Below are 22,554 nucleotides of genomic sequence, written 5' to 3'. Positions count from 1 at the left end.
GGACAAGAACCAGCCGCCGGCGCCGCGTGGTGCGGAAGAGGCTACAGGCTTCAGGTAAGCAGGGCACGTCCGCCGGAGGCGGACATGCTTCGTCCTGTAGCCTGTCGCCTGTGGCCTTCTCCCGCGTCGTCCGTCTCAAGTGCCTCGAGCCGAGTCGTCTGCGAGTAGCATGCCACAAAGCGTGGCTCGAATTCCAACAGAAAATCGGGGCAATGACGATTTCTAATGTCGCATGTCGAAAGAATGACGAAGCACGAATGACGGAATGCCGAAGGATTCGTCGGCGTTCACCACGGTCGCTTGCGACGCGATGAGAGAGTTCGAAACACGGGGCGGCCAATTAGCCGCGGCGCCGGCATGTGGCGAAACCGACACCGATCGCGCCGAGGCTGAACAGGAGGAGCGAGGCGGGTTCGGGGACAGAGGCTGGGGTGACTGAGACGTTCTGCAACATGGGCGTTCCCGAGACGCCTTGGAAATCGAGCGTGAGCGACGTGCCTGTCTCGTCATAGGTCAGCGATTCAGGGAGATACGACCCGGAATTGCCGTCGCCGACAGCGGTGTAGGTTCCGATCGGAGTCGCGCTGCCATCAAGAAACAGGCTGACGGAAGAATCGCCGGCGTTTCGCGCGCCGATGTAGAAGTCGATCGTGTAATCGCCGGGCGTTAGGCCGGTGATGGTTTGTGTCAGGCCGCCAAGGCTGTCATTCAGAAGTTGCAATCCCTGCTCGCCGGCTACCGGCACTGTCGGGAAGCCATAGCCATTACCGGGGCCGCTGACGTTTGCCGCGAGCACTTGGACGCCGCCGCCTGGCGAAGTGTCGACGGTCCAACCGGGAATGTCGGTGTTGTCTCCAGCATTGAACCCGGTCCAGAAATCGGTGGTTGGCGACGAGAAGTCGCCGTTGACGATAAAGTCAGCCTTCGCATTTGTCCCGAGCGACCAAAAACCGACGATCGACGCAATCAATACCCCGCAACGCAATCGTAGCATCAGCGAAATCCTCGAAACAAATGGAAAAGCCCCCGCCGCTTCCCACCATAATTGGGACCGGCATCGGCGTCAACCGGCAGATGGTCCTACGTGTGATAATCGGCGTTGAGCCGCACGTATTCTTCCGTCAGATCGGTGGTCCAGAAATGGATTCGCTCGCTTCCTTCGGAAAAATTCAGCACGATCTGGGTGTCTCGATGATCGCGCATCGAGGCGGAAACGGCGGCGGCGTCGAAGGATGTCGGCGCGGCATGTTGGTAGAGCAAGAAGCCGTTGACGTGCAGCTCGACCTTGGTTGGATCGAACGGCACGCCGGCATAACCGGCTGCCGATACGATGCGCCCCCAATTCGGGTCTGCACCGGCGATTGCCGTTTTGACAAGTGCGCTGTCGGCCACGGTGCGGGCGATTTGGCGCGCGGATTCCCGCGTGGCACAGCCCGTGACATCGATGGTCACCAAATGCTTTGCCCCTTCGCCGTCGGCGGGAATTGCGCGGGCCAATTCGCCGCACACCTCGTGCAAGGCGGTTTGAAAAGCGGCCAGATCGGCTCCTTCCAGCGGTGCGCCGCCCGCGGCGCCGTTGGCCAAAAGGAGCACGGTGTCGTTCGTGCTCATGTGGCCGTCGATGCTGATGCAATTGAATGTGTCGTCGATCACGGCCGAGAGCGATTGTTGGGCGGCCGCGGGCGAGAGCGGGGCATCGGTGAGCACCAGGCCCAGCATCGTGCCCATCCGCGGGGCGATCATCGCCGCTCCCTTGCACATCCCGGCAAGATGGATCGTGCGGCCGGACAATGCAATGCTGCGGCCGGATAGTTTGTGAACCGTATCGGTCGTCATCATTCCACGGGCCGCGGCCACGAGCGAGTCTTCATCGCGGCCTAGCTGCCCCGCGATGGTCGCCAGTCCGGCGCGGATTTTTTCGATCGGCAGGAACTCGCCGATGATGCCGGTCGACATCACGAGCGCTTGCTCGGCCCCGGCGCCGCACGTGGCTGCTGCCAATCGGGCCATTTCGCGCGCGTCGGCGAGGCCGCGCTCGCCGGTGCAAGCGTTGGCGTTGCCGGAGTTGATCGCGACGGCTCGGAAACCGCTGCCGGGCGTTCGCGAGCGATCGAGTTCCACCGGCGCGGCGAACACGAGATTGCTGGTGTAAACGCCGGCGGCCGCCGCGGGAAGATCGGACACGACCAATGTCAAATCTTCGCGCGTCTTATTGCGCTTCAACCCGCAATGCATTCCCGCCAGGCGAAACCCTTCCGGCACGCGAATCGACATCGGAGAGGCCTTTTTGTTCGGTGGTCGTCCCGCAAGGGGAGAGGGTGCTGCGGCGAAGCCGCAACCAACGTAGCAGGCACGCTTCGTGTGCCGTCTGCGCTACGCAGTGCATGGCGCACGAGCGGGGCAGACGGCACAGGGAGCGTGCCAGTACGTTAGCTACATTAGGGCCGTCGTTTCCGGGTAACCATACATCAGATTGAAATTCTGCACCGCTGCGCCGGCGGCGCCCTTGATCAAATTGTCGAGGCAACTGATCGTCAGCACTCGGCCGCGGACGACGCGCACGGTGATGTCGCAGAAATTCGTGTCCGAGGTGTCTTTCGAGCCGGGCAAATGGCTCACCACGCGCACGAACGGCTCTTCCGCGTAGAAATCGCGGAACGCTTCGAAGAGCCGTTCTTCGCTCGCCTCGCCGATCGGGCGGGAATAGGCTGTGGTGAGAATGCCGCGGTCCATCGGCACGAGATGCGGCGTGAAAATCACCGTCACTTCTTTTCCGCTGCCGCGGCGAACGATCTGGTCGATCTCGGGCATGTGGCGATGCCGGCCGACGCTGTAGGCCGAGATGCTTTCGTTGCACTCGGGAAAATGGCTCGTCAGTTTTGGCGTTCGGCCGGCGCCGCTGACGCCGCTTTTCGAATCGAGGATGATGTCATCCGGCTCGACCAGCCCGGCTTTGAGCAACGGCACGAGGGCCAGAATTGCCGACGTCGGATAGCAGCCCGGATTGGCAACCAATTGGGCGCTCCCGATAGAATCGCGAAACAGCTCGGGCAGGCCGTAGACAACCTTGCCGACGCGCTCTGGATCGGGATGCTTGATGCCATACCACTCGGCATAATCGGCCGCGCTGTCGAGCCGGTAGTCGGCGCTGAAATCGACGACCCGAGCGCCGGCGGAAAGCAATTGCGGAACGACTGTGGCCGACGCCCCGTGCGGCAGGCAACTGAACACACAGTCGGCCCGCGACGCCACGGCCACGGCCCCCAAATCTTCCAGCGGCAAATCGATCCGGCCGGTGAGGGAGGGATGGACCGACGCGATGTGCGGAGTTCCTTCCTGCCGGCTGGTGAGCGTGGTGATTTCCACTTCGGGATGCCGCAACAGCAGCTTGATCAGTTCCAGCGCGGTGTAACCGGTAGCGCCGAGAATGGCAACGCGTGTCATGGGCGTGATGGATTGGGTTGGTGGATGTGGTCCGGAGGCAGCAGTATACGCCTCGGGAGTTGCAGCCGGGAGGGGATGCGAGCCCGCAGCGCCAGCAAGGATGAGGGTTAGAGGTTAGCACACGCACGCGGTTAGTCGCCCTCGTGCTAAGCACGACCGGCCCCTTTGAGCGTTTGTGAGCACAGCGTTCGGAATCAATTTACGAACCGATTGCAACGCGGATGAAATGGTCCATGACAAACGACACGGCGCAAGGTTCTCACAAAACGGCGATGGGCAAATCGTGCCATTTCATGAAATCTTCGGCCTCGCCGCGGTTGAAAACGCTTTCCGTGGCGCTTAGCGAACGGACGCAACTGGCGCCAAGCGCGGCGCCCCATTTCAGGCAGCCCAGCGGATCGCAGCCGGCGAGCAAGCCGACGATATAGCCCGCGTCGAAGGCGTCGCCGGAACCGGTGGCGCCGACGAACTCGGTTGGATAGACACCGGAGCGCAATCGGAGTTTGTCGGCCACAAGCGTTGCGCCATGCAAGCCCTGCGTGATTACGACCGTGCGCGCGCCGGCGGCGCGAAATCGCTCGGCCTGGGCTAGCGGATCGTCGAGGCCGGTGATTAGCTTTGCCTCGTCGTCGTTCGGCAGAAAGACGTCGGTTTCCGCCAGCACGGGAGCCAATCGGCTCCAATGGTCGCCGCCGCCGGGCACGACGACATCGGGCACCACGACATCCAGCACCGTAACGACGCCCGAGCGACGAGCCTCGCGGAACAGCGCCGCAAGGCCATCCGGCCGTTCGAGCGCCGGCATCAACAGATATCCGCCGATATAAAAGACTTTGGCCCGGCGAATTTGCTCGATCGAAATATCGGCGGCCTGCAGCACCGCATTGGCGCCGGGGCAGTGGATGAACCGGCGGTCGTCGCCGATGACATTAATGATCAGCGACCCGGATGTTTCAACGCCCTCCATTGTGCGGATTGCCGATGGATCGATGCCGTGGGCCGCGAGCGTGTCGATGATGAACCGCCCGAACGGATCGCGGCCGACGCAGCCGGCAACAGCCGTGCGGACGCCGACGCGTGTCAGATCGATGGCCACATTCGCGGCGCATCCGCCGATCGCCAAGGGCAGCCGAGCGGAGATCACGAGTTCGCCGGAGCGGGGGAGGCGCGGAAGCGGCGCACAGAGATGGTCGGCGACGAGGATTCCGGCGCTGAGGCAGTCGATGTCCACGCGGATGAGGTGCCTGTTGAGGATTTCGCAACGCCCAGGGAAGGCTTGGAGAGCGGGTAGCGAGTGGTGAAAACGGCGGGAGCCTTCCCTGGGCTTGAGCCTTTTGGGTGGCAATTCCCCCCATTTTATATTGACGTGGTTTGCGAGGGGGGCTAATGTTCCGCGGTTTTTGCCTCGCCGACTCACGGCACATGGAGAGCCGCCGCGCCACAGCGCCGATCGAGCCATCGCGAGTTGGTTCTAGCAACCGGCGGCGCGGGATACAACCCCCGGGCAATCGATGCGATTTCGTTCTTTCGCTGCCGAGGCAATTCTCCCCGCGGCGGGTATTCTTTTCCTCGTGGCCGCGCCATCGGCCCGGGCCCAATCTTCGCCGAACGACGGCGAAATCCGCATCGCAGGGCTCGTTCGCGGTCTCGGCTCGGAGTCGTATCGCGATCGCGCGGAAGCGGGCGAGGCCTTGGCTAAACTCGGCCCCGAATGCCGCGGGGCTCTTGAAGCGGCCGCACATTCGGGCGATGCCGAAATCCGCCTGCGGGCAACCGAATTGCTGAAGCGGTTTCGGGCCGACGATCTTTGGCTCCCCGGCCGCGTTTCCTGCACCAGCCGCGGCCAGCCGGCTTCGCAAGTGTTCGCCACGGTTGCCGAGCAATCCGGCAATCATCTGGCGCTCGGCGCTCCTTACGGTTCGTTTCACGAAGCCAAGGTCGATCTCGATTATCCGGCCGGCGAGTTCTGGCCGGTCGTTGACGACATTTGCCGGCAAACCGGCAACCAAGTGCGCAGCGATTTTCAATTGGAGCATCGCGGTGCCGCGATCATCGCCGGCTCGCCCGGACAATTTCCGACCGCCTACGCGGGGCCCTTGCGAGCGCAAATCACGGAAGCGACTCGCAGCTTCAGCGAGAAATTGCACTTCTCCGATCGGCATGCCGAGCAGTCGAACTCCTTCGAGATGGAATTGAACCTGCGCTGGGAAGACCGGTTTCAACCAGTCGCGGCCCGCGGGATGCCGGAATTGGTCGAAGCCACGACCGACACCGGCGCGCATGTCACCTCGCCCGCGATCGGCGCCAATAGCTGGAACGTTTTGGGGCACGCCGAGCGGCAACTGACGGCGCGGCTCAAGCTGAATCCGCCGCCGATCGCGGCCGGGCGGCTCGACCGGCTCGTCGTGCAATGGGCGATGATCGCCGTCGGCGAGCCGGCGACGCTCGCGATCGACGATCTCACTTCGCGCACAGCGCATCGGCAGGACGATATCGAAGCCACGATCGAACGTGTCGAGCGACACGACGACAATCGAATGGAAATCACGTTGCTGGTTGCCCGCGACGGCCCGATGCCCGAGCCGCAAGAAGTGTTGTTCGAAGAATACAAGGTTGAGCTTTTGGATGCGGCGGGACAGGCGATGCATTTGCACAACCAATCCAGCGGAATGACGGAAGGCGGCGCGCAGATGCGGCTGACGTTTGGCGGCGATTTTTCGCACAACGCACCGAAAGCGTTGCGGCTGGCATATCCGCGCGTGCGCGATTCGCGCAATGTGCAGTACGTATTTCGCAACGTGCCGCTGCCGACGGGGCAGCCGAAATAGACCGGCCGCAGGATGGCCGCCCGGCAACGGCCGGTCGGCTCTAGCCGCCGAGGCTTTTTAGCAGCACGACGATCAACCAAATCACGCCCACCAGGGCAATCGGCGCCAAAATAGCCAACGCCAAAACCAAGGCCGAAACCTCTTGCGACGTTTCGCCCAATTGGCTCCGCACCCGTGCGCCGAGCCGGGTCAGACGGTGCAACACGACTTCCGGCAGCGTTTCTTGTTCGGCCGACGCGACCGGATCGGTTCGCTGCGATGCTTGGCTCGGAGCGTCGGCTTCGGTAATCAGGATCGGATCGACGAAATTTGCCGCCGTGTCTTCGAGTTCCTCGGCGATCGGCAAGGGCGAATTCGGCCGCGGCGGAACGCCCGCCGTTTCGTCCGGTTCGTCGGGCGCCGGCACGGCATCGCCGGCCCAGGGGCGCAATCGCCGGATCACTTCTTGGGCCGATTGAATCCGCTCCTTCGGATCGCGCTCCATCATCGCCGCGAGCACTTCGACAAACGGATCGCTAAGCGTGGGGTTGAAGATTCGCGGATGCAAGGCCGTATCGGTGCAATGGCGATGGGCCTTTTCGCGGGTCGTGCCGCCCGGGTAGGGCACCTTGCCCGTGACGGCGTAATACAGCGTGCAGCCGAGGGAATAGATGTCGCCGGCCGGCGTGATGGCCCCGGGCGACATGATCTGTTCGGGAGGCAGATAATCGGCCGTGCCAACGGTCTTGCCCGGGTGCAGGCTGTCTTCGCCGTCGTTGAGCCAACCGGCCAAGCCGAGATCGGAGAGTTTGCTTTGCCCATCGGGGGTAACAAGGATATTGCCCGGCTTCACATCGCGATGGATCAGCCCCAGCTCGTGGGCATGTTGCAGTCCGGCGGCGGCTTGGGAGATGATCGTCGCCGCTTCGTGCATGTTCAGTTTGCCGCGGTTGCGAACGTAGCGCCGCAGATCGGTTCCGGGGATGTATTCGGTGACGAGGAAGTACACGTTGCCGTCGTGGCCGGCGTCGAAGGCGCGCACCAGGTTTTCGTGGTCGAGCTTGGCTTGCACGCGGATTTCGCGTGTGAAGCTTTTGATGGCCTCGGGGGTCGACTTGCTGCGCGGCAACACCTTCACCGCGACGACCCGCCCCATCATCGAATGCTCGGCCTTGAACACTTGCCCCATCCCGCCTTGGGCGATCGAATCGAGAATGCGATAGGGGCCAAGACTGAGCTTGGTGCGGCCATTGAGCAATTGATCGGCTTGATATGAATTGAGCCGTCCCATCTCGATCAGTTTGTCGGCCAATTGCCGATCACCGATGCCGACCTCGGCAGAGTCCTTTCCGATCGAACTTTTTCCGGCAGCTTTCTCAGCGCCGCTGTTGCCGATCGAGCTCCCCTGGTCGGCCGCTTTCTCGACGGGCACTTTTTCGGCCGGTGCTATTTCGGTTGCCGGCGAAACGGCACTTCCGATTCCCGCAGCGCGCAGCTCGGCCCGGGCTTGTTCGATGTCGGCAGTCGTGACCAAGCCGCTGGCCAGCGCGCATTCACCGAAATGGACCCGACCCGGTGGATACATCGCAGACCCGCTGGAAAGAAAAAGGCAACAACCGGCGTATCGCTCGCCGATGGCGGACACGCGGTCAATCCATCCACGATAGTTCACCGGCGCGGGATGCGCCAAGCTTTGGACGAGCTTGGGGCCGAATCGGTTCGCGATTTCGGCGAAACCGTGCGGCCGCATAATCGAGGGACGAAGGACCGACAGGCGATCTTCCTTGCTCGCGCTGCGGGCTTTCGATTGCCGCTCAGGGCGAATCTCGAGCGACGCCGTATTTCGTCCACGCGGCGGGAACGGCGGCAGTAAGCTCGATCCGCTTCTTCGAGATCGGATGGTCGAACGCCAGCCGGCGGGAATGCAACGCGATCCCGGCGGGAAAACGGAGAGTCGAGCCATATTTGGCATCGCCGAGGATTGGCCAGCCGCGGTCGGCGAATTGGACGCGGATTTGGTGCTTCCGCCCCGTGTGCGGCACGATTTCGACCAACCATCCCGCGGATAGCCGGCGCAGCCGGCGGAATTCGAGCGTGGCCGACAAGCCGTCGGAATCGTCTGGATCGACGCGGCGCATTCGCCGCTGCGGCTCGTCTTTAACTAATCGATCCTCGAGTTGCCCGGTCGGCGGAAAATTGTCGCCATCGACAATCGCCCAGTAGGTCTTTTCGACCGAGCGGCTGCGAAATTGCTCGCTCAGCCGGGCGGCAGCCTTCGAGGTGCGAGCAAACAACAGCACGCCCGACACCGGCGCATCCAATCGGCTGACGACGCCCAGATACACATTCCCGGGCTTGGCATAGCGATGCTTGATGTATTGCCGAGCCGATGCGAGAACGCTCGGCTCACCGGCGGCGACGCCCATGGTCGCCATCCCCGCCGGCTTGTTGACCACCAGCAGATGATTGTCTTCGAGCAAGATTTGAAGCGCAGGATCGGGCGGCATGCGATCGGGGTTCGATGGAACGAACGCGTGTTACCATCGCTTGCGGTTTCGCACGTAAATCATTGCGTGCGTGCCTAAGCCCAGGGAAGGCCCGGAGAGCGTTTGCCACTGGGCGGCGTGTCGCTGGCCTTCCCTGGGCTTCTGCGTTGGCGTCACGCCAGCTGATAAACTTCGGGGCCGAGATGATGTGTCACCACCGCGGCGAACAACGTGAACGCGTCGGCATCGTAGACCGCGACTTTCAGCAACTGGCCGATCTGCCGGGGATTGCCGTCGAACACGACGATCCGGTCGCAGCGGGTGCGGCCGGTCAATTGCAACGGAGCCGGCGCCAGCCCGCTTTCCGAAATCGTTTGCAGTCCTTCTGCCGCCGCGCTCCCGGTCGAGCGATCTGCCGCCAGCCGGGCCTGTTTTCGGCTCAGCTTGCTGGGCCCTTCGACCAAGACTTCCACTTCGCGGCCGATCAGCGCGGAATTGTCTTCTTCGCTGATCCGGTCTTGGAGGGCGAGGAGATCGTTGTTCCGCCGGCGCTTCACGTCTTCCGGAACATCATCGGCATATAAGTCGGCCCCTTTCGTGCCGGGGCGCGGGCTGTATTTGAATACGAAGCTGTTCTTGAATCGCGACTCACGGACCAATTCGACCGTTTGCTCGAAATCGGCCTCCGTTTCGCCGCAGAAGCCGACGATAAAATCGCTGGTGACCGCCGAGCCTGGCACGGTCGCCCGAACGCGAGCGAGCATTTCGCGATATTCTTCGACCGTGTAGCCACGCTTCATTCGCCGCAGCACGCTGTTCGAGCCGCTCTGCGCCGGCACGTGCAAATAGGGCGAGCACTTCGGCAAATCGCGCACCGCGGCCAGCAGATCGTCGGTCATGTCCTTCGGATAATTCGTGACGAATTTCAACCGAGCGAGACCCGGAATGTCGTGCAGTTGGTAGAGCAATTCGGCCAGTCGCGTGGTGCGGCCGCCGTCGGTGTGGCGGTAGCTGTTTACGGTTTGCCCAAGCAGGGTGATTTCGCGGCAACCTTCGTCGGCCAATTTTTGGGCCTCGGCCAAGATGTGCCGCGGATCGCGCCCCTGTTCCGGTCCGCGAACCGTGGGAACGATGCAGTAGGTGCAAAATTTATCGCAACCGATCTGGATGCGGACAAACGCCTGATACGGCGACGGGCGCATCGCCGGATCGCGATCGGGATCGTAACTTTCGAAGCTGCGCTCGATTTCGTCGCGATTGCCGGTCTTGCGGTCGAGGCTGACTTCTATTCGCGGCCCGCTGCCGGCGGAGATCTCGGCCAGCAATCGCGGAATCTGGTGCAGTTGCCCGGGCCCAACCACGAGATCGACAAACGGAGCCCGCTCGAAGATCAATCGTTGATCTTTCTGGGCCATGCATCCAAGCACGCCGATGATTCGCTCGGGATGCTGCTGCTTGGCATTACGCAGCCGGCCGAGCGCGCTATAGATTTTATCTTCCGCGTGTTGGCGGACGCTGCACGTGTTGAACAGGATGGCGTCGGCCCTTGAGGGATGATCGACCAATTCGTAACCGTCTTTGCGCAGCGCCGCCACGACGAGTTCGCTATCGAGCACGTTCATCTGGCAGCCGACGGTTTCGATATAGAGTTTTTTGGTCATGCGAACATTTTAGCGGCCGAAGGATAACTCCCGTTTTTCGAACCCCTCACCCCGCCCCGCTCCCGCAAGGGAAAGAGGGACCTTCGGCAACGGCACTTTTGATCCGCGCGGACCGAAGGCCTGCGGTGTTGCCGATCCCTTAGCCGGCTTTGCGTTTGTGCTGCTGCACGTCGCCGCTCAGATCGTCGAGCAACTTATTTCGCCGCCGTGTCATGAGCCGGACGAGCGTCGTCACCGCGATATACGCCGCGGCGAAAAGCAGGGCGATGTCCGGCCAACCCCATTCCATGGTCGCTCCTCCGCAATCCGTTGCCGCGGTTCCATTGCCGCAAAGTCAGACCCAAATTCTAGCCACAAGCGACGGCCGAACATAGAGCGGCCGCTTCGCCGTCGTGGCTGAAAGCCGAGCGCAGGGGGCTCAATCGCATCGCTCCAAGCGAAGACGGCGATCGCCGGCACCGCACTGAAAATCGAACCGACGACGAATCGATTGCCGCCGTTGGCATGCACTTTGCTAGCATGGGTTGCCCCCCCTCGAATTTGTTGCCAGCCGTTCCCCACCAAACGCCTAAGGGAAGGATTCGAAAGATGCCGCCATCCCCCACGCTTGCGGGGCGAGCGTTTCGTGCCCACCCCGAGTTCTTGCGCGACGTGGTCGCGGGGCTCGATGCGCCCGCCAAAGAGCTTCCGTGCAAATACTTTTACGACCAAAGAGGATCGGCGCTCTTTGAGCGAATCTGCGTTCTCGACGAATACTATTTGACCCGTTCCGAACTGGCAATTATGCACGAATCAGCGTCGGAGATGGGCGAACAAATCGGCTCCGGCGCGATGTTGATCGAATACGGCAGCGGCAGCAGCGTAAAAACACGCTATTTGCTCGACGCGCTGTCGGAGCCGGTGGCCTATGTGCCGGTGGACATCTCCGGCGAACAATTGGAGCAAACGGCCGCGGAACTGACCACCGATTATCCGCGCATCGAGATTCTGCCGGTGTGCGCCGACTTTACCGCTTCGTTCGAACTTCCCACGCCGCGCCGCAGGACGTCGCATGCGGCAGTTTATTTTCCCGGTTCGACCATCGGCAATTTCATGCCGGATCGGGCCGTCGAACTGCTGCGCGCGGTCGCGAACATGTGCGGCACGGGGGGCGGACTATTGATCGGCATCGATCTCAAGAAGGATCCCGCGAAAATCGAAGCCGCGTATAACGACGCGCTCGGCATCACCGCCCAGTTCAATCTCAATCTTCTGCAACGAATCAATCGCGAGCTCGACGGCAATTTCTGCCTCGATCAATTTCAGCACCGCGCGGTCTACAATGCCGAGCTTGGCCGCGTGGAAATCGACCTGGTCAGCCGCTGCGACCAGCGTGTGATCGTCGCCGGCCGCAGCTTTGATTTCAAATGCGGAGAAGCGATTCGCACGGAATATTCACACAAATACTCGGTTGAGGAGTTTGCCGCGATGGCCGCTCCGACCGGATTGGTGTTGCACCGCGAATGGATCGATCGCCCGCGGAATTTCGCGGTGCTGCACCTGGCAATCGAGTAGCGGAGCACTGCGCGCCGGATACGGCTCGCCGGCTTGGGTGCGGATTGTTCACAGGATGTCACCGCAATGAATCTCCTCTAAGCCCCCGCGGCACCACGGCCCATTCCAAGCCGTCGATCGCGAACTGCAATACAAGCGCGAGCAAGGCCGCGGGTATGGCCCCGGATAAGATCAACGGCACATCGTTGAGCCGAATGCCGCTTAAAATCGGCTGGCCGAGGCCCCCCGCGCCGATGATCGCGCCGAGGGTCGCGAAGCCGACGTTTTGCACGGCGGCCGTGCGAATTCCGGCGAGGATGGTCGGCAGCGCGATCGGCAATTCAATTTCGGCCAGCTTCGACGGCGGGCCGAGCCCTAATACCGTCGCCGATTCGACGGTCCCGCGGGGAATGCCGTCGAGCCCCGTGAACGTGTTCCGCACGATGGGAAGCAGGCAGTAGGCAAACAGCGCGATCACCGCCGTGACCGATCCCTCGCCGATGCTCGCATATCCGAGCGCCGCCACGACCGGCAACAACAGCACCAGTAGCGCCAGCGACGGAATCGTTTGCAGAAGTCCCACCGCCGCCAAGACCACGCTGCCAATTCGTCGACGCCGCTGGCAGAAGATGCCCAGCGCGATTCCCGCCACGATCGCCGGCAGCAGCGAGCGGCGCACCAGATCGAGATGCTCGCCGACGCGGGTCAGAACCATCGTTGCCCACGAAGTTCGCTCCGCCTCGGCGTTCACTCCGAGCTTCGTGCGCAGAAAATCGGCGGCAGCCTGCGATTCCGACCGCTCGCGCGATTCGACCGAATCGTTTAGCTTTCGCATGGTCGGTTCCGAGATTGCACCTTCGAGTTGGCGAATCGCCGCGAGCAAGCGAGGGTAGCGATCGACCGCTTCCAGACGATAGAGCCACACCGCATCGTATCGCGGAAAGAATTTCAGATCGTCTTTCAACACCGCCAGATCGCCGCGGTGGATCATCGCATCGGTCGAATAGACATCGATCGCGTCGACTTCGCCTGCCAGAAGTTGCGGATACGCGAGATCGTGGTCGACCCCGACGACATCGCGTTGCGGCAAGTCGTAACGCTTTGCCAGCGCCGGCCAGCCGTCGCTGCGATCGAGAAACTCGTGTGTTAGCGCCAGCTTCAGCTCTGGATAGCGCTTCAGATCGGAAATCTTTGCGATTCCGAGTTCGGCGGCACGTTTCTTGGTGAGCGCAATCGCATAGGTATTGCTAAAGCCAAGCGATTTCGACATCGCCAAGCCGCGCGTGTGAAGCTCGCGACCGATGGCTTCTTCGTCCGCGAGATTCTTGCCAGCCAGTATTTCATGGACAATCGTGCCGGTATATTCCGGGTAGACATCGATCTGGCCTGCTTCGAGTGCATCGAAAACGATGCGGGTGCCACCAAATTCGCGATAATGAACCGCGTCGAGGCCGTCGTGTGCCGCCAGCAATCGCAATGTTTCGCCGAGGATTACCGACTCGGTGAATTTCTTCGAGCCGATGCGCACTTGCGCGCCGCGGCGCGGCAACGGAACAACGCCAGCCGCCAGAAGCACGACGGCCAGCACCGACCACTTATAAATCGCCGCGTGCTTCAACTGGCCACCACCTGCGAGTTGACGAACTCGCGAACGAATTCGCTGGCCGGCCGCTCGACGATATCGGCGAATGTGCCCTGCTGCGCGATCCGTCCGGATTCGAGCACGCAGACCCGATCGGCAAACCAGCTCGCCTCAACCAGATCGTGCGTCACGAGCAGCACGGTTGCGCCGCTGCGCTCGAACACCCCTTTCAAATCGCGCTGCAGTCCGGCGCGAATCATCGGATCGAGCGCTCCCAGCGGCTCATCGAGCAATGGCACCCGCGGGCTCAAAAAAAGCGCTCGCATCAAGCTCAGCCGCTGACGCTGCCCACCGGAAAGCTCGTTCGGATAGCGATCGAGCGCATCGGCTGGAAATCGGGTCATCTCGACGAGCTCGGCCAGCCTCCTCGCGCTGCGTACCCTGGACCAGCCCTCATGCCGGGCCATGACCGTGACGTTGGCGGCGGCGGTTAAATGTGGAAACAGTCCACCCTCTTGAATGACATAGCCGAGGCGACGCCGCACTTCAGCAAGCGTTCGATTGCCGAGTTTAAGACCATCGAGCGTGATCTCGCCGGCCGTTGGCTCGACAAGTCCGGCCACCATCCGCAAAATCGTTGTCTTTCCGCAACCGCTCGGGCCGAGCAGCACGGCGACTTCGCCGGTTTCCACGGTCAAATCGAACGGCGCAACGACCGTTTTGCCTCCATAGGCCTTCGAAACGCCGGCAAATTGCAGCATCCAAATTTCCGATCGGACTCAGTGCCACCCAACAAATCGCGGATCGAACTATTTAACTCCACCGGCAGAATCGCTCGCCAGGCGAATGCCGCTGAATTGCCAGCGCGCCTCGGGCGGAAAGAAATTGCGATACGTCGCCCTGATGTGACTCGCCGGCGTAACGCACGATCCGCCGCGGAGCACATACTGATTGCACATGAACTTGCCGTTGTATTCGCCGAGCGCACCGGCCGGCGGCGCATACCCTGGATAGGGCGTGTACGGACTCTGCGTCCACTGCCAGACCTCGCCAAACAATTGGGCTAGTCCGTGGCGCAATGCGCCTCCCTCGACGGGATGGAAATGCTCTCTTTCAGCGAAACTTCCGTCGATCGGCAATTCCGCCGCGGCGTGTTCCCATTCGGCTTCGCTCGGCAACCTCGCCCCGCGCCATCGGGCAAAGGCATCGGCCTCGAAATAGCTGACATGCACCACCGGTTCGTGCAGCCGGACCGGCCGAATGCCGCTCAATGTGAACGCGTGCCACTGGCCGTCGCGCTCCGTCCAATACAGAGGCCCCACCCACGCTTGCTCGCGCTTCGTCGACCAGCCGAGCGACAGCCAGAATTCCGGCCGTCGATACCCGCCGTCGTTCATGAATTCCAAATACTCGCCACAAGTGACGAGCCGATCGCTCAGCTCGAACGGCTGAAGCAAAACCTGATGCCGCGGTCGTTCGTTGTCGAAGGAAAATTTTTGGCCGCCGTATCCAATCGAGACGATGCCGCCCGGAAACGATTTCCAGCGGGCGTTTTGCCCCGGCTGGTCCGGCCGCTCGATGCCCGATTCTCGATAGACGGGCGCGAGCGGGTTGCAGCTAAGCAGATATTTGAGGTCGGTCAAAATCAATTCCTGATGCTGCTGCTCGTGTTGGATTCCGAGCTCGACGACCTGCGACAGTTCCGCATCCTCGCGGCTTGCCAGCAATTCGTTCATCCGCTCGTCGACGGCCCGCCGGTAGGCGAACACTTCCGCGACGGTCGGCCGCGTCAACAGCCCACGCTGGTTCCGGGGGAACTGCTCGCCGAGGCTGTTGTAATACGAGTTGAAGAGATATTGAAAATCGGCCGAGAACGGTTGATAGCCTGCCTGCCATCGGGCGAGCACGAACGTTTCGAAGAACCACGTCGAATGCGCCAAGTGCCACCGCGTGGGACTGGCGTCCGGCATGGCCTGCACGACGAAGTCTTCGATTTCCAGCGGGCGACAGATCTGCTCGGTAAATCGCCGCGTCGCCAGAAACCGGCTGGCTATCTCACCACTCATCGTCTCCCTCGGGTCGAAGAAGCGGGCGACGGGAACCGTCGGCGTCCGCCTTGGGAAGCAAAGGTTTTAGCGCCATCGGCCGGAGCAGCAACCCAGTTACCTGGGGCGACAACACGCCTTGAATCGACGATCCGGATTAAGCTCCGGTCGCCGCGGCCGGGCCAACGTTGCTCGAGCCCGCCCCGCCAGGGCATTGTAGCGGTCGTCGGCACCGTCTCGCCAGCCATTGCAATCGAGCGAAGTGGTACGGCAAACGGTGCCACTACCAGAATCCGGGCGGCCTCGACGGCCGGTCGTGGAAGGGGCAGAATAATGGCCGCCGGCGTTCGGAAAGCGTAACCGCATTCCGCGACGATGGCGGCTGGTCAGAAGTAGTCCATGCGGCCCACCACGAGCGAAATCGATTTCTTTTGGAGTTCGCTATGGCTTGCCATCATTTGGCTGAGGTGAAACCGGTTCGGCCGAATGCCGCCGGTTGTGAAGAGTGCTTGAAACTCGGCACCGAGTGGGTTCATCTGCGGCTGTGTTTGCACTGTGGTCACGTCGGCTGTTGCGACAGTTCACCGGGCCGCCACGCAACAGGTCACTTCCATCAAACGCACCATCCCGTGATGGCGTCGTTCGAGCCTGGCGAGCGGTGGGCCTGGTGCTATGTCGATCGCGTGGAGCTGCCGATCCCACTAGAGGTTGAGCCGGTCCTGCGCTGACCCAATATCAGAGCGGCGAGTTCGGCGAGGCGCTGCTGGGCCCTTTCGCGCGCGGCACGCTACTGAGCAGGTCTGGAACAGCCCGCGGTGGCAGTCGGCAGCCCGTTCACGCATGGTGCTTTCTTTGCCGAAGGCTGCCAGTTACACTGCGGCTATCCTGCCGCGCCTCCCACCCCGCCCCACCCTCCTCCGGTGCCATGATGATGAAATCTCACAGTTCGTTCGTCCGCGTGCTCGCCGCCGTGTCGCTGGCCGCCTGCTTTTGCCTTGCCCAAAATGCATCGGCCGACCATATCAAGCCGCCGGAAAAAGACGGCAAGCAATCTTTGACGATCCCCGGCAAGGCAGGGCCGGGCAAGGGGAAACGCATCGTTTTCATCACCGGGGCCAACGAATACAATCCGGAAATCGGCCTGCCGATTCTGGCCCGTATCCTGGCCACGCATCATGGCTTCGATTGCACGGTGCTCTTTACGGTGAACAAGGCCGGCGAGATCGATCCGAACACGGGCAACAATCTTCCCGGCACCGAGGCCCTCGACCACGCCGATCTGTTGGTCATTCTCGCGCGGTTCACCACGCCCACCGATGAGCAGATGAAGCACATCGTCGACTATCTCGATTCCGGCCGGCCGGCGATCGGCATGCGGACCGGAACGCATTCGTTTGCCTATCCGCACAATAGCCACAGCATCTACAAGAAATTCAGTTGGGACAACAAGGATCCGAATTTCGAGGGCGGCTTCGGCCGGCAGGTGTTGGGCGAAACCTGGATCACGCATCATGCTCCCAATGGCAGCACGAGCACGCGCGGCCTGTTCGCCAAGGGAGCCGCGGACGATCCGATCCTTCGCGGCATCGCCGACGGCGAAATCTGGGGCAGCACCGGCGTCTATGGTGTCCGGCTGCCGCTGTTGCCAAATTGCAAAACTCTGCTGCTCGGCGAGGTGATCGACGGCGGCAAGCCCAGTGGCAAACCCGTTGCCGGCAAGCTCAACAATCCGATGATGCCGATCGCATGGACGCGAACGTATTCGCTCGTCGAAGGAAAAACGGGGCGTGTGTTCACGACCACGATGGGCAGTGCCGACGATCTGATCAAAAGCGCCGCGCTGCGCCGGATGATCGTCAATGCGGCCTATTGGACCACCGGCCTGGAAGACAAGATTCCCGCCAAGGCCGACGTCGATCTGGTCGGCGGTCCGACGCCGTTCAAGAAGGGAACGACGATCGAGCAACTGCAGCAGTGGGTCGACAAACCGTGAGCTTGCGCCATGCGGCCCGATGCTTAGCAGCATGTTGAAGTGTTTTGAGACGAGCCTATCTTCGTGTGCCACTGCCTCTGCCTGGCAAAGCAAGTGGCACAGGGCTGGAAGAGACCGCTTGCGACGCCGCCGACATGGAAACGGCCGTCACCGTAGCAGGCACAGTGCGTGTGCCGTCCGCCCCGCGCGGCGCCGTGCGCACATAGCAGTGCGGACGGCACACGGAGCGTGCCTGCTACTTTGCCGGACAAGGGCAGAATTCCGTCGATCGGCGCGAGAATTTACTGGCGCTTGATGCGCGTGACCGCGTATGTCGCCGAGCCGCCGGTGGTCGACGGCGGCGACAGAGTGCCTTGGACGGTTACGAAGTCGCCCGGCTCGAAGCCGTTTACTTGGCGACTATCGCCGATGACGACGTTGCCGCCGTATTCATCGATCGGACCATCGGGGGGCAAATAGCGAAGCCGCCACAGCCGCGCAGTGACCGAGTAGTCTAGTTTGCCGCGAAGTGCGGCATATCCGGGATCGTAGCCGTAGGTCAGGCCGGGATGATCGCCCGGATAATTCACGCTCACGGCGGACGGAATCGCGGATGCCGCCGATGTTGTCGGAATCGGCATCGCGGCCGAGGCCGGTAGGACCGCCGGAGGCGCGCTGGCGACCGCCGCGGACGCCGAGCCGGATGCGGCCGGCGCCGGATTTGTTGGCATGCCGGATGTAACGACCGTTTGAGCCGAACTACCGGTCGCGAGCGCGGGCGTTTGCTGGGCCCGCGGTTCGACGATGCGGATTACCGAAGGTTGGGGGGCGGCAACGGCGACGGAACCCGTTGTGCTGCCGCTTGAGGCAGCGTTTGCAGCGGCGCTTAGTCCACTCGTCGGCGGCGGGCCGATCGAGCTTTGTGGGAAGTCGAAGCCGCCGCGCTGCGGAAAGTTTCGCGGCGGCAATGCCGGAACCACCGGAGCGGGCGCAGGCACCGCCGGCGCCGGCTGCACCAGCGGCGGAGCCGTTCCAGCCGAATAGGGCGCGGGCGAAGCGGACGCCGGCGGAACGTTGTAATAGGGCTGCGGGCCCGGCGTCACCATCGGCGGCGCGGAGATCGAGGTGCCCGGCGGCGGAATCGTCGATCGATATAAAAACGGATCGACAGCGGGGCCCGGCTGTTGGCAGCCGGCCAGCGCGAATATCGCAATCAGCGGCCCGAATGGCCGTTTCATCGGCAGACTCCTTTCCGCCGGACATGCTCGACCGCCGGCGCGGCAATCGCGCGCAACGGGGTAGCGTAGATGAGAGCCGGAGAATAGCAGTTTTCGCGAATCGGTCTAGAGCGATTCGCGCGGCTGCACTGGGGGCCCCGGGCTCTGGCTCATTTTTCGGTCCCTCGCGCCTGGAGCACAGCGGAAGGCAACGCCGAAAGATGTGCCCGACCACTTCGCGGCCCGCCGAGACGGAATGCCAGCGGCTACTGGAACAAGAACCGAATCTCGAGCATCAGCGCCGAGTTGTACCAGCGGTTGGGCGTCACGGCGAACGAGGCATGCACACCCCAATCGATGACGCCCAAGTCGCCGCCGGTGTCGCTGGCGAAGCGAATTCCCGGCTCGATGTTGAAAATGCCCATCGTGTCGATCATCTGCGGAATGCCCTGCGGCGAGGTTTGCATGCCGTCGAACACGGTCCAGCCGACGAATTCGAGCGTTGGAATGGCGGCAAATGTGTCGTTCTCATAAAGCAAGTGGCTGATGCCGAAGCCATACCGCAGCACCTGTCCGCCAAACGCCGGATCGCCGCCGATCGGAAACCAATATTTCAGTTCGCCGTGGTAGTAGGTTTCCGGGCTCCATCTGTATTGAAACAGAAATCCCGGCTCGAGCGAAACGTGGCCGTCGCCGAGTCCCTTCATGGCATCGCCGGTGGGCATATACGTGCGGAAATATTGCGTGATCTGCCAGTCGGTGCCGTTCAGTAGCACGGTCTTGGTCGTGATCGACATGTCGCCCAGACCCGCCGTGTTCGGATTATTGATCGGATCCACAAGCACCAGCGGGATTTCGGTCGTTAGCGAAAACGACTTGCCGGAAGCAAGCTCCAACGACGTGTCGACCGATTGCCAATTGACAAAGGGCTCGGGCAATTTCGGACCGAGGATGCCGGTCTCGGCCCAGAAGAATTCCGCCCGATCCGGATCTTTTTCATGGTAAACGGCGTTGAATTGAAAGCGCAGATCGCTTTCGGGCTGCGAGCTGTCCATGTCGAATAGCGCGAACATCACGCGTTCGTGTCCCAGTCCGCCGCCGCCATCCTGACAAGGCTTGGCATCGCCGAAGCCGTACCATGTGCCTTTGTGGCCATCGCCATCCGATCCGCCGCACCCGCCGCCGCATCCGCACCCGCAACCCGAGCTCAGCGTCTGGGCAAAAATCGGTTGGGCGATGCCGCCAGGACCATCGAGCACGCTCGGGGCCGTCGCGCCCGGCACGCTGCCGGGCGGCAATTCTTCCGAGGGCCCGGCCGGCGCCGCAGTCATTGGCCCTGGAGGCATCGGGGCGGGCTGGCGGGCAAGCAGCATTTGCGCCGTCGGAGGTTGCAGGGCTGGCGCCGGCGACGACGGCGGTTGCGCCGCCGGCATTTGAGCGGCGCGGATTTGAAAATCCGGCAACTGCGAAAGCGGCACCGGTGGCGCCGATTGCGGCGGCGCGATTTGCGGCGGCGCGAGTTGTGGCGGAGCCAGTTGCAACATCGACGCGCTCGCTGGAACGACGCCGGGCGATTGCCGCGTGAAGATGCTGCTTCCCGCGGGAGGCACGTTCGCGTTCGCCGGAGCGGCAACGGGGCCGGCATTCGCGGGACCCAGCCTCGGTTGCTGAAATGGTTGAATACCCGGCGGAAGCGGCCCGTTGGTGCTCACATTCGGTTGCACGACCAACTCGCCCGCCGGCCCTGCCGCCGGCGCCGGCAATCCAACGACGATCGGTGTTCTTACGGGTCCAGCGAAGGGTGCGAATTCTTGCGCATCAGCGCATGTCGCCGCGGCAGCGCAAATTGCCGCCGCGAACAAGATGCTCGCCCAATGGTTTTGGCAGACTCGCGCCACAAATTCAACTCAACGGGGGCGAAAACTAGGAAGGTCTCGCGGCTTGTATCGGCTTTAACGGTTACTGCGATTGACTCATTATGGTAAAGAATTCCGGCGCGCAGCATTGCTAGCAGCTTGCACGCCCAACAATCCACTAGACAGTAGAAAGTTGGGCAGCCCGCGGTCTCCGGCGATCCCGCTCGCACGAGTCGCGTTCACGCACCCGCGCAACACGATCCGCTGCTTGCGGTTTCGCGCGTTGCTGGCAATGCGTGCAATCGTGCCATCTAGCCGCTGCACTCGTCTGCACCAATCCGCCGCTCATGTTTACAACTTCCGTCGCCACTGCTACCATTTTTGTATTCGCGGGATTTTCTTTTCCCAGCCTGCCGGCCGACGTGTCTTTGCGAGCGATTCAAGCATGCGGAATTTGCCTATTCATTGGTACGAAGGGCTCTTTCTCCGCCCTCAACATTTTCAAGCCGCGGATCGCTATTGGACCGAGCTGGTTCAAACATCCGAGCAATGGGATCATCCCTATAACTACGGCCTGACAACGCTCGAATACAGCAAGGAAGCGCTGGCGAACCATCAGTTTCAGATCCATTCACTCAAGGCCCGCATGCCCGACGGCACGCTGGTGAGCCTCGAGTCGGGCAACGAACCCGATCGGCTCGATTTGAAGCCGACACTGATGCCCGCGAATCAGGGCAAAGTCGACCTGGCCGAGGCCTTTGGGCGCGAATCGACGATCAAGGTTTATCTGGCCGTGCCGAAGCTGCAAATCGGCCGCGCGAATGTCGGATATCCAGGCCAGACCGATCATTCTCGGTATGTGGAAACCGAGCATTCGACGCAAGATGAAAGCCGCGGCGGCGAGGATCAAACCATCCAGGTCCGGGCGCTGAATGCGCGCTTGTTGCTGTCGTCGCAAGATTTGTCGGGCTATGAAATTTTGCCGGTCGCGCAGATTCGTCGAGCCAGCGAAGAACAGGCCATTCCGCGCATCGATCCCGACTACATTCCCCCGGTCGTTTCGATCACCGCCTGGGCGCCGCTGGGGCGCGACATCGTTCGCGCGATTTACGACATCATCGGCCAAAAGATCGAAGTGCTCAGCTTGCAGATCAGCAATCGCGGCATCGGCCTGGAAGGGCGCGACCCGGGCGATCTCGATCGCATCATGATGTTGACCGAGTTGAACGTCGCATTCAGCACCTTGGCGGTGATGGCGTTTGCCCAAGGCGTCCATCCGTTCGTGGCCTACACCGAATTGTGCCGCATCGTGGGCCGGCTTTCGATCTTCGGACCCAAACGCCGCACGGAAGATATTCCCACCTACGACCACGACGACTTGGCCGGCATCTTCACGCAAATCCGGCAGCGAATCGAACGCCTGATCAACACCGTCCGCGATTATGAATTCGAGCAGCGCTATTTCGTCGGCGTCGGCATGGGCATGCAGGTGACGCTCGAGCCGAAGTGGTTCAATTCCGATTGGCAGTGGTATATCGGCGTCAACAAAGGTGAGTTGAGCGAACAGGAATGCCGCGAGTTGCTTTCGGCCGGCCATTTGGATTGGAAATTCGGCAGCAGCCGCCAGGTCGAGATTTTATTCAAGCACCGGGCCGAGGGTTTGCGATTGAGCCTCGTGGATCGGACGATTCGGGCGTTGCCCTCGCGCGGCGAATGGGTCTACTACGAAGTCGATCGCAAGGATTCGCCGGCTTGGCGCGATGTGCAGGAAACGCAGACGTTGGCGATGCGGCTGAAGGATTCGCTGATCGTCAATGCCGACCGATTGCAGGGCGAGCGGCGATTGTCGGTCTCGCTGCGCGGCAAGCGAGTGACCTTGCAATTCGCCCTATTTGCCGTGCCCCTGCGCTAGCCGGCGCGCGAAACCGCAAGCGAACTTCGAACTCAAGCC

18 protein-coding genes are annotated in these 22,554 nt (G+C 62.1%); 4 read left to right on the top strand and 14 right to left on the bottom strand.

Features of this window, described 5'->3' with window-relative positions; genetic code table 11:
* Nucleotides 1–340: 340 nt before the first annotated feature.
* From VHX65_02730 to VHX65_02715, 4 genes are all read right to left on the bottom strand, one after another.
* The gene (locus VHX65_02730) at nt 341–994 is read right to left on the bottom strand and encodes a PEP-CTERM sorting domain-containing protein (GenBank protein ID HEX3997445.1); all 654 of its coding nucleotides are present in this window, start codon (nt 992–994) and stop codon (nt 341–343) included.
* Between the two features lie 86 nt (nt 995–1,080).
* Nucleotides 1,081–2,274, bottom strand: a complete 1,194-nt coding sequence (argJ, locus tag VHX65_02725; protein HEX3997444.1) for a bifunctional glutamate N-acetyltransferase/amino-acid acetyltransferase ArgJ — start codon at nt 2,272–2,274, stop codon at nt 1,081–1,083.
* A gap of 159 nt (nt 2,275–2,433) precedes the next feature.
* The gene (gene argC / locus VHX65_02720) at nt 2,434–3,444 is read right to left on the bottom strand and encodes an N-acetyl-gamma-glutamyl-phosphate reductase (GenBank protein ID HEX3997443.1); all 1,011 of its coding nucleotides are present in this window, start codon (nt 3,442–3,444) and stop codon (nt 2,434–2,436) included.
* 259 nt (nt 3,445–3,703) lie between these two features.
* Nucleotides 3,704–4,675: a carbohydrate kinase family protein gene (locus tag VHX65_02715; GenBank protein ID HEX3997442.1), complete on the bottom strand. Its 972-nt coding sequence runs from the start codon at nt 4,673–4,675 to the stop codon at nt 3,704–3,706.
* Between the two features lie 280 nt (nt 4,676–4,955).
* On the opposite strand from VHX65_02715, the gene VHX65_02710 reads away from it, so the two are divergent.
* Nucleotides 4,956–6,272: a hypothetical protein gene (locus tag VHX65_02710; protein ID HEX3997441.1), complete on the top strand. Its 1,317-nt coding sequence runs from the start codon at nt 4,956–4,958 to the stop codon at nt 6,270–6,272.
* Between the two features lie 40 nt (nt 6,273–6,312).
* Here the strand turns inward: VHX65_02710 and VHX65_02705 are convergent, their stop codons facing one another.
* From VHX65_02705 to VHX65_02690, 4 genes are all read right to left on the bottom strand, one after another.
* Entirely contained in the window at nt 6,313–7,896 is a 1,584-nt protein-coding gene (locus tag VHX65_02705; GenBank protein HEX3997440.1) for a serine/threonine-protein kinase, read from the bottom strand.
* Nucleotides 7,897–8,065: 169 nt separating this feature from the next.
* Nucleotides 8,066–8,758, bottom strand: coding sequence for an RluA family pseudouridine synthase (locus tag VHX65_02700; GenBank protein HEX3997439.1), 693 nt, complete (start codon nt 8,756–8,758; stop codon nt 8,066–8,068).
* A 152-nt stretch (nt 8,759–8,910) separates the two neighbouring features.
* Nucleotides 8,911–10,398: a tRNA (N6-isopentenyl adenosine(37)-C2)-methylthiotransferase MiaB gene (gene miaB / locus VHX65_02695; GenBank protein HEX3997438.1), complete on the bottom strand. Its 1,488-nt coding sequence runs from the start codon at nt 10,396–10,398 to the stop codon at nt 8,911–8,913.
* Between the two features lie 139 nt (nt 10,399–10,537).
* On the bottom strand, nt 10,538–10,687 hold the full coding sequence (locus tag VHX65_02690; protein ID HEX3997437.1) for a hypothetical protein: 150 nt from the start codon (nt 10,685–10,687) through the stop codon (nt 10,538–10,540).
* Between the two features lie 299 nt (nt 10,688–10,986).
* Here VHX65_02690 and egtD point away from each other — a divergent pair, with 299 nt between their 5' ends.
* Nucleotides 10,987–11,952 (top strand): L-histidine N(alpha)-methyltransferase, encoded by a 966-nt coding sequence (egtD, locus tag VHX65_02685; GenBank protein ID HEX3997436.1) that lies wholly within the window; start codon nt 10,987–10,989, stop codon nt 11,950–11,952.
* 58 nt (nt 11,953–12,010) lie between these two features.
* On the opposite strand, the gene VHX65_02680 is transcribed toward egtD, so the two are convergent.
* The 4 genes from VHX65_02680 to VHX65_02665 form a co-directional block, all read right to left on the bottom strand.
* Nucleotides 12,011–13,549, bottom strand: a complete 1,539-nt coding sequence (locus tag VHX65_02680) for a glycine betaine ABC transporter substrate-binding protein (protein ID HEX3997435.1) — start codon at nt 13,547–13,549, stop codon at nt 12,011–12,013.
* Complete coding sequence (locus VHX65_02675) at nt 13,546–14,274, bottom strand: ATP-binding cassette domain-containing protein (GenBank protein ID HEX3997434.1); 729 nt, start codon at nt 14,272–14,274, stop codon at nt 13,546–13,548. Before VHX65_02675 ends, VHX65_02680 begins: the two co-directional genes overlap by 4 nt.
* Before the next feature lie 48 nt (nt 14,275–14,322).
* The gene (gene egtB / locus VHX65_02670) at nt 14,323–15,579 is read right to left on the bottom strand and encodes an ergothioneine biosynthesis protein EgtB (GenBank protein HEX3997433.1); all 1,257 of its coding nucleotides are present in this window, start codon (nt 15,577–15,579) and stop codon (nt 14,323–14,325) included.
* 365 nt (nt 15,580–15,944) lie between these two features.
* Nucleotides 15,945–16,094: a hypothetical protein gene (locus VHX65_02665; protein HEX3997432.1), complete on the bottom strand. Its 150-nt coding sequence runs from the start codon at nt 16,092–16,094 to the stop codon at nt 15,945–15,947.
* A gap of 392 nt (nt 16,095–16,486) precedes the next feature.
* Here VHX65_02665 and VHX65_02660 point away from each other — a divergent pair, with 392 nt between their 5' ends.
* On the top strand, nt 16,487–17,551 hold the full coding sequence (locus tag VHX65_02660; protein ID HEX3997431.1) for a ThuA domain-containing protein: 1,065 nt from the start codon (nt 16,487–16,489) through the stop codon (nt 17,549–17,551).
* 281 nt (nt 17,552–17,832) lie between these two features.
* Here VHX65_02660 and VHX65_02655 read toward each other — a convergent pair whose 3' ends face one another.
* Entirely contained in the window at nt 17,833–18,768 is a 936-nt protein-coding gene (locus VHX65_02655; protein HEX3997430.1) for a hypothetical protein, read from the bottom strand.
* 245 nt (nt 18,769–19,013) lie between these two features.
* The gene (locus VHX65_02650; GenBank protein HEX3997429.1) at nt 19,014–20,645 is read right to left on the bottom strand and encodes a hypothetical protein; all 1,632 of its coding nucleotides are present in this window, start codon (nt 20,643–20,645) and stop codon (nt 19,014–19,016) included.
* A 403-nt stretch (nt 20,646–21,048) separates the two neighbouring features.
* Here VHX65_02650 and tssK point away from each other — a divergent pair, with 403 nt between their 5' ends.
* Nucleotides 21,049–22,515: a type VI secretion system baseplate subunit TssK gene (tssK, locus tag VHX65_02645; protein HEX3997428.1), complete on the top strand. Its 1,467-nt coding sequence runs from the start codon at nt 21,049–21,051 to the stop codon at nt 22,513–22,515.
* Nucleotides 22,516–22,554: the final 39 nt, after the last annotated feature.

The organism is Pirellulales bacterium, from assembly GCA_036267355.1.
GTDB lineage: Bacteria > Planctomycetota > Planctomycetia > Pirellulales > DATAWG01 > DATAWG01.
Note: the sequence above shows the minus strand (reverse complement) of the source record. Positions and strands in the feature narration are given on the sequence as shown.

What these genes read in the sequence shown, in the direction of transcription:
- VHX65_02730 (HEX3997445.1), bottom strand. Translation starts at nt 994, where the DNA reads ATGCTACGATTGCGTTGCGGGGTATTGATTGCGTCGATCGTCGGTTTT.
- argJ (HEX3997444.1), bottom strand. Translation starts at nt 2,274, where the DNA reads ATGTCGATTCGCGTGCCGGAAGGGTTTCGCCTGGCGGGAATGCATTGC.
- argC (HEX3997443.1), bottom strand. Translation starts at nt 3,444, where the DNA reads ATGACACGCGTTGCCATTCTCGGCGCTACCGGTTACACCGCGCTGGAA.
- VHX65_02710 (HEX3997441.1), top strand. Translation starts at nt 4,956, where the DNA reads ATGCGATTTCGTTCTTTCGCTGCCGAGGCAATTCTCCCCGCGGCGGGT.
- VHX65_02700 (HEX3997439.1), bottom strand. Translation starts at nt 8,758, where the DNA reads ATGCCGCCCGATCCTGCGCTTCAAATCTTGCTCGAAGACAATCATCTG.
- miaB (HEX3997438.1), bottom strand. Translation starts at nt 10,398, where the DNA reads ATGACCAAAAAACTCTATATCGAAACCGTCGGCTGCCAGATGAACGTG.
- VHX65_02690 (HEX3997437.1), bottom strand. Translation starts at nt 10,687, where the DNA reads ATGGAATGGGGTTGGCCGGACATCGCCCTGCTTTTCGCCGCGGCGTAT.
- egtD (HEX3997436.1), top strand. Translation starts at nt 10,987, where the DNA reads ATGCCGCCATCCCCCACGCTTGCGGGGCGAGCGTTTCGTGCCCACCCC.
- VHX65_02675 (HEX3997434.1), bottom strand. Translation starts at nt 14,274, where the DNA reads ATGCTGCAATTTGCCGGCGTTTCGAAGGCCTATGGAGGCAAAACGGTC.
- egtB (HEX3997433.1), bottom strand. Translation starts at nt 15,579, where the DNA reads ATGAGTGGTGAGATAGCCAGCCGGTTTCTGGCGACGCGGCGATTTACC.
- VHX65_02665 (HEX3997432.1), bottom strand. Translation starts at nt 16,094, where the DNA reads ATGAACCCACTCGGTGCCGAGTTTCAAGCACTCTTCACAACCGGCGGC.
- VHX65_02660 (HEX3997431.1), top strand. Translation starts at nt 16,487, where the DNA reads ATGATGAAATCTCACAGTTCGTTCGTCCGCGTGCTCGCCGCCGTGTCG.
- VHX65_02655 (HEX3997430.1), bottom strand. Translation starts at nt 18,768, where the DNA reads ATGAAACGGCCATTCGGGCCGCTGATTGCGATATTCGCGCTGGCCGGC.
- tssK (HEX3997428.1), top strand. Translation starts at nt 21,049, where the DNA reads ATGCGGAATTTGCCTATTCATTGGTACGAAGGGCTCTTTCTCCGCCCT.